The following is a 6,892-nucleotide window of genomic DNA, read 5'->3' as shown; positions in this document are numbered from 1 at the left end:
TTCGATCAGGCTTTCCGCCACCGCGACGGCGGCCCACCGCGCTGTCGGTCAGCGCGATGAGTTTGCTGCCGGCGCGCTTGGTGGCTTCGGCCACCTGTACCGCTTCGATCGAATACGGCGCGAAGCTGATGACGATGGTGGCATCCTGCGGCGCGACGGCGCGCAGCTCCATCGCCAGCGAACCGGCGGTGCCCTTGATCAGCGTGACGCTGGGGCGGAACAGGCGGTACAGGTATTCCAGCATGAAGGCCACCGAATACGCCGCGCGGAATCCGGCGATGTGCACGTGGCGCGCCTTGGTCAGCGTGCGTGCGGCGCGCAGCAGTTCGTCGGCGTTCTTCGGCTCGGAGGCGTCGAGGTTGGCGCGCTGGGCCTGGAAGATTTCGGCGATCAGGATGTCGCTGTTGTTGCGCTTGACCAGGTTCTGCGCCTTGTAGGCATAAGCCTTGGGCGTGACCGCCAGGCGCTCGACGAACAGCGCGCGCAGCTCGCCCCAGCCGGGGAAACCGAGATATTGCGACAGCCGCACCAGCGTCGACGGCTGCATACCGCGCGCATGGTCGACACCGCCACCTCGCCCGGATTGTCGAGCAGGAAGGCCGCACCGGCCTGGAACTGCGGCCGCATGCCGGCGTAATTGGCGCGGATCAGGGCGTCGAGTTCGGCGAAGTCGGCGGGAGCGTCAGCGTGGGCAGCGGTGGAGTCCGTCATGGCGGCGTGTGCGTGGAATAGATCAGGGAGTGAATCGGCGAGGCTGCATTGTTTCACAAATTGCAGATGCACAGGAACGTGCAACATTGGTTTCATTGGTGTCGTGCACATACCACCGGGGATGACATTTGTAATAAGAATTGTTATCATCTAGAAATAAGTCGAGATAAAAATCAAAATAATTCAGCGACTTACCCCGGATACCCAGCTCTCGATCTTATCGTTGCCAGGCACAGGACCACGATAACTCAGAGGGAATCACCATGTCTTACCGCTCGCTCGACGCGCGGCCGACGGCTGTTTCAGCCGCTGTTGCCACCGCCTTGTTTTGCATCGCCAACGCCGCCCTGGCGCAGGAACCTGCCGGCAACGCCGGCACCTTGCCGGAGGTGAACGTTACCGCCGCCACCGACCAGACCGCGACCGGTCCGGTCAACGGCTTCGTCGCCAAAAAGACCCTGACCGGCAGCAAGACCGAAACACCGTTGCTGGAAACACCGCAATCGGTTTCCGTCGTCACCCGCGACGAAATGAACACGCGCGGCGCACAAAACCTGATCGATGCGCTGGCCTACACCCCCGGCGTCGGCGCACCCTACCCTGACCCGAACGGCGACTGGCAATACATTCGCGGCTTCTTCGCGTCGCAATATCTGGACGGCCTGCGCGTGGTCTATTCGGGCGGCGGCGGCGCCGTCACCATGCGTACCGAAACCTGGGGCCTGGAGCGCGTTGAAGTATTGCGCGGCCCGGCCTCGGTACTGTACGGCACCAACGCACCGGGCGGCATCGCCAACTCGGTCAGCAAGCGTCCCACCGCGGAGCCGATCCGTGAACTGCAGGTGCAATACGGCAGCTTCGACCGCAAGCAGGCCGCCTTCGATATCGGCGGCGCCATCGATGAAGACGGCAAGCTGAGCTACCGCCTCAACGGCCTGATCCGCGATGCCGGCACCAGCGTCGACGGCGTCAAGAACAACCGTCGCTACTTTGCGCCCGCCATTACCTGGCGGCCTTCCGGCGACACTAGTTTCACGCTGCTGGCGCATTACCTGAGCGAAGACCTGAGCCCGCGCAATTTCATCCCGTCCAAGGGCACGCTGTTCGTGAATCCGCTCGGCCAGATTGCCCGCGACCGCAATCTCGGTGAGCCGGACTACAACATCTACACGCGTGAGCAGCACGCCGTCGGTTACGCGTTCGAGCATCGCTTCAACGAGGCGCTGACACTGCGCCAGAACTTCCGCTTCACCGACGTCAACGCCTACTCGCGCGCGATCTCGCCGACCAGCTTCGCCAATCTGCAGGCCGACAATCGCACGGTGTTGCGTTCGGCGTCGCAAGCCTGGCGCCAAAGCCAGACCACCAACGTCGATACCCATCTGGAAGCAAAGTTCGACACCGGTCCGGTCAAGCACACCAGCCTGGTCGGCTTCGACTATTCGCAGTATGAAGAAGACACCCGTTCGGCCAGCGCCACGGCAAGGCCGATCGATATTTTCAATCCGGTGTACGGCACCCTGCCGACCTCGGCGTACACCTTTGCCGCGCCGACGCTGCAGAAACAGGAACGCCCCGGCGTCTATCTGCAAGACCAGGCTGCCTTGGGCAACTGGCGCTTTACGCTGGCGGGCCGCTATGAACAGGCGCGCACCAGCACCCGCAACCAGAGCACCCTCGCCACCACGGCCAGGCTGGAAGACAGCGCCTTCACCAAACGCCTCGCGGCCCTGTACCTGTTCGAAAACGGCGTGGCGCCGTACGTGAGCTATTCGGAATCCTTTGAACCGATCAGCGGCACCGACTTCTTCGGCAAGCCGTTCATCCCGACCAAGGGCGTGCTGTATGAAACCGGCGTGCGCTATCAGCCGAAGGCATACAACGCGCTGTTTTCTGCTGCGGTGTATCAGCAAAAGCAGAAGAACAACACCATGACCGATCCGGATCCGACGCATGTCTGCGCCGGCGGTACGCAATGCTCGGTGCAAACCGGCGAATTGCGCACCCAAGGCATTGAACTGGAAGCCAAGCTGACGCTGGAAAACGGCGTCAACCTGACGGCCGCTTACGCTTATACCGCCGGCAAATACCTGAAAGCCAGCGCGCCGGCGCAGGACAAGGCGCCGACATCGCTGGCGCCGCATACGGCGTCGGTATGGGCCGACTACGAAGCGAAGAACGGCCCGTTGAACGGTCTCGGCTTCGGCGCCGGTGCGCGCTACACCGGTAAAATGTGGCTCGACGCCGGCAACACGCAAAAGATCGCGTCGTTCACCCTGGTCGACGCGATGTTGCGTTACGACCTGGCGAAACTGGATCCGAAATTCAAAGGCGCACGTCTGGCCTTCAACATCCAGAACCTGTTCGACAAAGTGTATTACCCCGGTATCTGCTCGACGAATTACTGCCTGTACGGCGAAGGCCGCACTGCGACGGCAACGCTGTCATACGGCTGGTAATCGCACATAGCCGACGCCGCATCCACCACGTAAAGAAATGAACCTGAATCCTGCCCTTCGTTATCGCCTCGCCGTCGCTTCACGCGCAGTAGCCGCCATCGGCGGCGGTTACGCGCTCGCCGCCGCGGCCGCCGCCCTGCTTGCCGTGGTGTTGCCGATGCAACCTGCCGAAGCGGTGATCACCGCCACGCTGTTGTCGTTCATCGTGTTTTGCTGCGCGGTGCTGTGGGTGTTCGCGGCACGCACGGCGTGGCGTGCGTGGGGCGGGATCGTGGCGCCGGGCGTGTTGCTCGGTCTTGGTTTGTTGGTACAGCGGAGCATGGCATGAGAGAAGGTTTCCGCCAATCGATGGCATGGCTGCACACCTGGTCCGGCCTGCTGGTGTGCTGGGTGCTGTTCCTGGTGTTCTGCGCCGGCACCGCATCCTACTTCCGCGAAGAAATCACGCTGTGGATGAAGCCCGAACTGCATGCGTCGCACAGCGCGCAGATCAGCGACGCCCAGGCTGCGCAAACCGCGCTGACCGCATTGCAAAGCAAGGCGCCGGATGCCTCGCGCTGGTTCATCACCTTGCCTGCCGAACGCAGCACGGCACTGCGCATCGGCTGGATCAGCCCGCCGCCCAAGGATGCGCCGCCGAAGACGCGCGGCAAGTTCACCAGCCAGATCATCGATCCGCTGACCGGTGAAAAAATGCCCGACGTGCGCGAGACGCGCGGCGGCGAATTCCTCTACCGCCTGCACTTCGACCTGCATTACATGCCGGCGCTGTGGGCGCGCTGGATCGTCGGCTTCTGCGCCATGTTCATGCTGGTGGCAATCGTCAGCGGCGTGATCACGCACAAGCGCATCTTCAAGGACTTCTTCACCTTCCGTCCGAAGAAGGGCCAGCGCTCCTGGCTCGACGCGCATAACGCCACCGCCGTGCTGGCCCTGCCCTACCACCTGATGATCACCTACACCGGCCTGGTCACGCTGATGTTCATGTACATGCCGTGGGGCATCCAGACGGCGTACAAAGGGAACCAGGAAAGCTTCTTCGCCGACGTCTTCCCGAGCGCCAGGAACGGCAAACCTGCCGGCAAGCCGATGCCGCTGACGCCGCTGCAACCGCTGCTGGCGCAAGCCGAACAGCGCTGGCACGGCATCCCGGCGGTGGGCATCACGATCAATCATCCGGGCGACGCCAACGCGACGATTCAAATCCGTCGTCAGGAAGAAAAAGGCCTGAACTACATCCAGCCCAGCGTGCAATTCAACGGCGTCACCGGCGCGCTGGTCAGCGCCGACAATGAAGACATCGGCGGCGCCAACGCCACCCGCGGCGTGCTGTACGGCCTGCACATCGGCCACTTCGCCAATCCGCTGCTGCGCGTGCTGTTCTTCCTGTGCGGCCTGTCGGGCTGCGCCATGGTCGCCACCGGCGCGCTGCTGTGGGCGGTCAAGACGCGCCAGGGTTACGCCAGGAAACTCGCCGCCGGTGGACGGGTGGGTTTCGGCCTGCGCCTGGTGGAAGCGCTCAACATCGGCGCCATCGCCGGCCTGCCGATCGCCTTCGCCGCCTACTTCTGGGCCAACCGCCTGCTGCCGGTGGCGATGCCCAGGCGGCCCGATGCCGAGATCAGCTGGTTCTTCATCGCCTGGGGAGTGGCCGCCGTGCTGGCGCAGATCCGTCCCGACCGCCGCATGTGGCAATGGCAATTGTGGACCGGCGCCCTGCTCTTCATGGGCATCCCGGTGCTGAATGTCTTCACCACCTCGTCGCACCTGGGCGTGACGCTGTTCATGGCGCAGGGTCCATGGTCGGTGGCCGGTTTCGACCTGACGGTGCTGGCGCTGGGAATCGGTCTGGCGCTCGCGGCATGGCACCTGGGCCGCAAGAAGAAAGCGGCAAAGAAAAGCGGCAAACAGCATCCGCAGGAAACGTCGGAAGCCAAGCTGCAGGAGGCCGCGTGATGAGCATGGCCGACCTGATCCCGCTGCCGTTCCTGGCGACGCTGGCGCTGACCTACAGCGCCTGGGTGGCGCTGAGCCTGGCGATGGACCGCCACTACGCCGACATCACGCTGGCGCTGACGGCGGCCTTCGCCGTGTGCGTGCGCGACAGCGGCTGGGGCATCGGCCCGGTGGCCTGGCTCGGCACCATGACCGTCGCCGCCCTGCTGCTGGTGCTGCAGCTGTGCTACGCGCCGAAGTCGGTACCGCGCACGGGCAAGCCGGCGTTGTGGCTGGCGTTGCTGCTCACGCTGGCGACCGGCCTGGTGTAATTCCTTCCCGCGTGGCTGACAACAACAGTAAATTGCCGGCGACAAGAACAGGTGCAAAGACGATCTTCGCAGAGCTTGCTCAGAATGAACGCATGACCCTCACGGTGACGTAAGGCAGGCGTTCGGTCGCGGCGGAGGCGCGCGCGCTGTGCAGGCGATGCAGGGTGATCTGGTTGACTTCCGCGTGGCTGCCGTCGATGTGCTCGGTTATCAACCTGACAGCTTCATCGCCGGCGCGGGCGTCGATCTGCGCAAGGATGGCGGCATGTTCTTCGTAGGTCGATCCGACGCAATCGCCGTACACGAAATCAAGCCGGCGCACGATGCGGATGCGGTCGGTCAGGCGGTCGAAGGCGCTCGCCATTTCCTGGTTGCCGGTGGCGCGCACCAGCGTCTGGTGGAAGGCTTCATCGAGCGCGGCGGCGGCGCGGCCGTCGGTCAGGCGCTGTTCCACCGGTACGCACCAGTCCGCCTTGAGGGCCTCGATCTGCGCCATGTCGATGGCGCGTTTGCCATCGGCATGGCCGGCGCACAGGCGCCTGACGGCATGCACTTCGATCAGCTGGCGCAACTCGTACAAGTCGGCAAAGCGTTTGAAATCCATAGGCACCACTTCCCAGCCGCCGCGCACGTAGCCCTGCATCAGGCCGTCGCTCTGCAGGCGTTGCAGCGCCTCGCGCACCGGCGTGCGCGAGACCTTGAAGTAGGCCGCGACTTCGGTCTCGGTGACCTGGTCGCCGGGCAGCAGGCGCATCTCGAAGATGTCTTCACGCAAGCGCGCGTAGACATACTCCGGCAAGGACGACGACTTGGCCGGCTCTGCGGCGACGCTGTCCATCAGCGACGGATCGGGTGAAGCATGCATGGGCGCACAGCCTTTTTCAGAAAAGAGTGAAACTACCAGGCCGCCACGCAACCGTCGCTGCGCGGTTCGGTGCCGCCGCACAGCACGCCGTTGGCGTCGCGCCAGATGATCTGGCCGCGGCCGAAACCGAGCTGGTTGCCGGACCAGCTGACTTCATGCCCGAGCCCGGCCGGGCCGAGGCCGCGGAACAGGTGCTCGGCGGTGGTGTGCTCGATGCTGACCTTGTTGCCGCTTTCCCATTCCCAGCGCGGCGCGTCCAGCGAGGATTGCGGATTGAGACCGAAGTCGACCGTGTTCATCACCATCTGCACATGGCCCTGCGGCTGCATGAAGCCGCCCATCACGCCGAACGGGCCGACCGCTTCGCCGTCCTTGGTGAGGAAGCCGGGGATGATGGTGTGATACGGCCGCTTGCCCGGCGCCAGGCAGTTCGGATGGGCGGCGTCGAGCGTGAAATTGTTGCCGCGGTTGTGCAACGAGATGCCGGTGCCCGGCACCACCAGGCCCGAGCCGAAGCCCATGTAATTGCTCTGGATGAAGGACACCATGTTGCCTTCGTTGTCGGCGGTGCACAGGTACACCGTGCCGCC

Annotated in this window: 7 protein-coding genes; 4 read left to right on the top strand and 3 right to left on the bottom strand. The window is 64.1% G+C overall.

Annotated elements, in window-relative coordinates; all coding sequences use genetic code 11:
* On the bottom strand, nucleotides 1–547 hold a 547-nt coding region (locus tag HLUSI_RS30355; protein ID WP_016836240.1), incomplete at its 3' end, for a MurR/RpiR family transcriptional regulator.
* Between the two features lie 427 nt (nucleotides 548–974).
* Between HLUSI_RS30355 and HLUSI_RS30350 the strand changes: the two genes are divergently transcribed.
* From HLUSI_RS30350 to HLUSI_RS0123335, 4 genes are read left to right on the top strand one after another with little or no spacing between them, the layout of a single operon-like run.
* A complete protein-coding gene (locus HLUSI_RS30350) occupies nucleotides 975–3,170 on the top strand; it encodes a TonB-dependent siderophore receptor (RefSeq protein WP_016836239.1) in 2,196 nt (731 codons plus the stop codon).
* A 37-nt stretch (nucleotides 3,171–3,207) separates the two neighbouring features.
* On the top strand, nucleotides 3,208–3,498 hold the full coding sequence (locus tag HLUSI_RS0123345) for a DUF3649 domain-containing protein (RefSeq protein WP_016836238.1): 291 nt from the start codon (nucleotides 3,208–3,210) through the stop codon (nucleotides 3,496–3,498).
* Nucleotides 3,495–5,126 carry a PepSY-associated TM helix domain-containing protein gene (locus HLUSI_RS0123340; protein WP_029363936.1) on the top strand — a complete coding sequence of 544 codons (1,632 nt, stop codon included), beginning with the start codon at nucleotides 3,495–3,497 and terminating at the stop codon, nucleotides 5,124–5,126. Before HLUSI_RS0123345 ends, HLUSI_RS0123340 begins: the two co-directional genes overlap by 4 nt.
* A complete protein-coding gene (locus HLUSI_RS0123335) occupies nucleotides 5,126–5,437 on the top strand; it encodes a DUF3325 domain-containing protein (protein ID WP_016836236.1) in 312 nt (103 codons plus the stop codon). The genes HLUSI_RS0123340 and HLUSI_RS0123335 overlap by 1 nt, the downstream gene beginning before the upstream one ends.
* A 79-nt stretch (nucleotides 5,438–5,516) precedes the next feature.
* Here the strand turns inward: HLUSI_RS0123335 and HLUSI_RS0123330 are convergent, their stop codons facing one another.
* Nucleotides 5,517–6,302 carry a GntR family transcriptional regulator gene (locus HLUSI_RS0123330; protein ID WP_016836235.1) on the bottom strand — a complete coding sequence of 262 codons (786 nt, stop codon included), beginning with the start codon at nucleotides 6,300–6,302 and terminating at the stop codon, nucleotides 5,517–5,519.
* 32 nt (nucleotides 6,303–6,334) lie between these two features.
* On the bottom strand, nucleotides 6,335–6,892 hold a 558-nt coding region (locus tag HLUSI_RS0123325), incomplete at its 5' end, for a gamma-glutamyltransferase (RefSeq protein WP_016836234.1).

Source organism: Herbaspirillum lusitanum P6-12 (assembly GCF_000256565.1).
Lineage (GTDB): Bacteria > Pseudomonadota > Gammaproteobacteria > Burkholderiales > Burkholderiaceae_D > Herbaspirillum > Herbaspirillum lusitanum.
The sequence above is the reverse complement of the archived record's forward strand: the minus strand, read 5'-3'. Positions and strand labels throughout refer to the sequence as shown.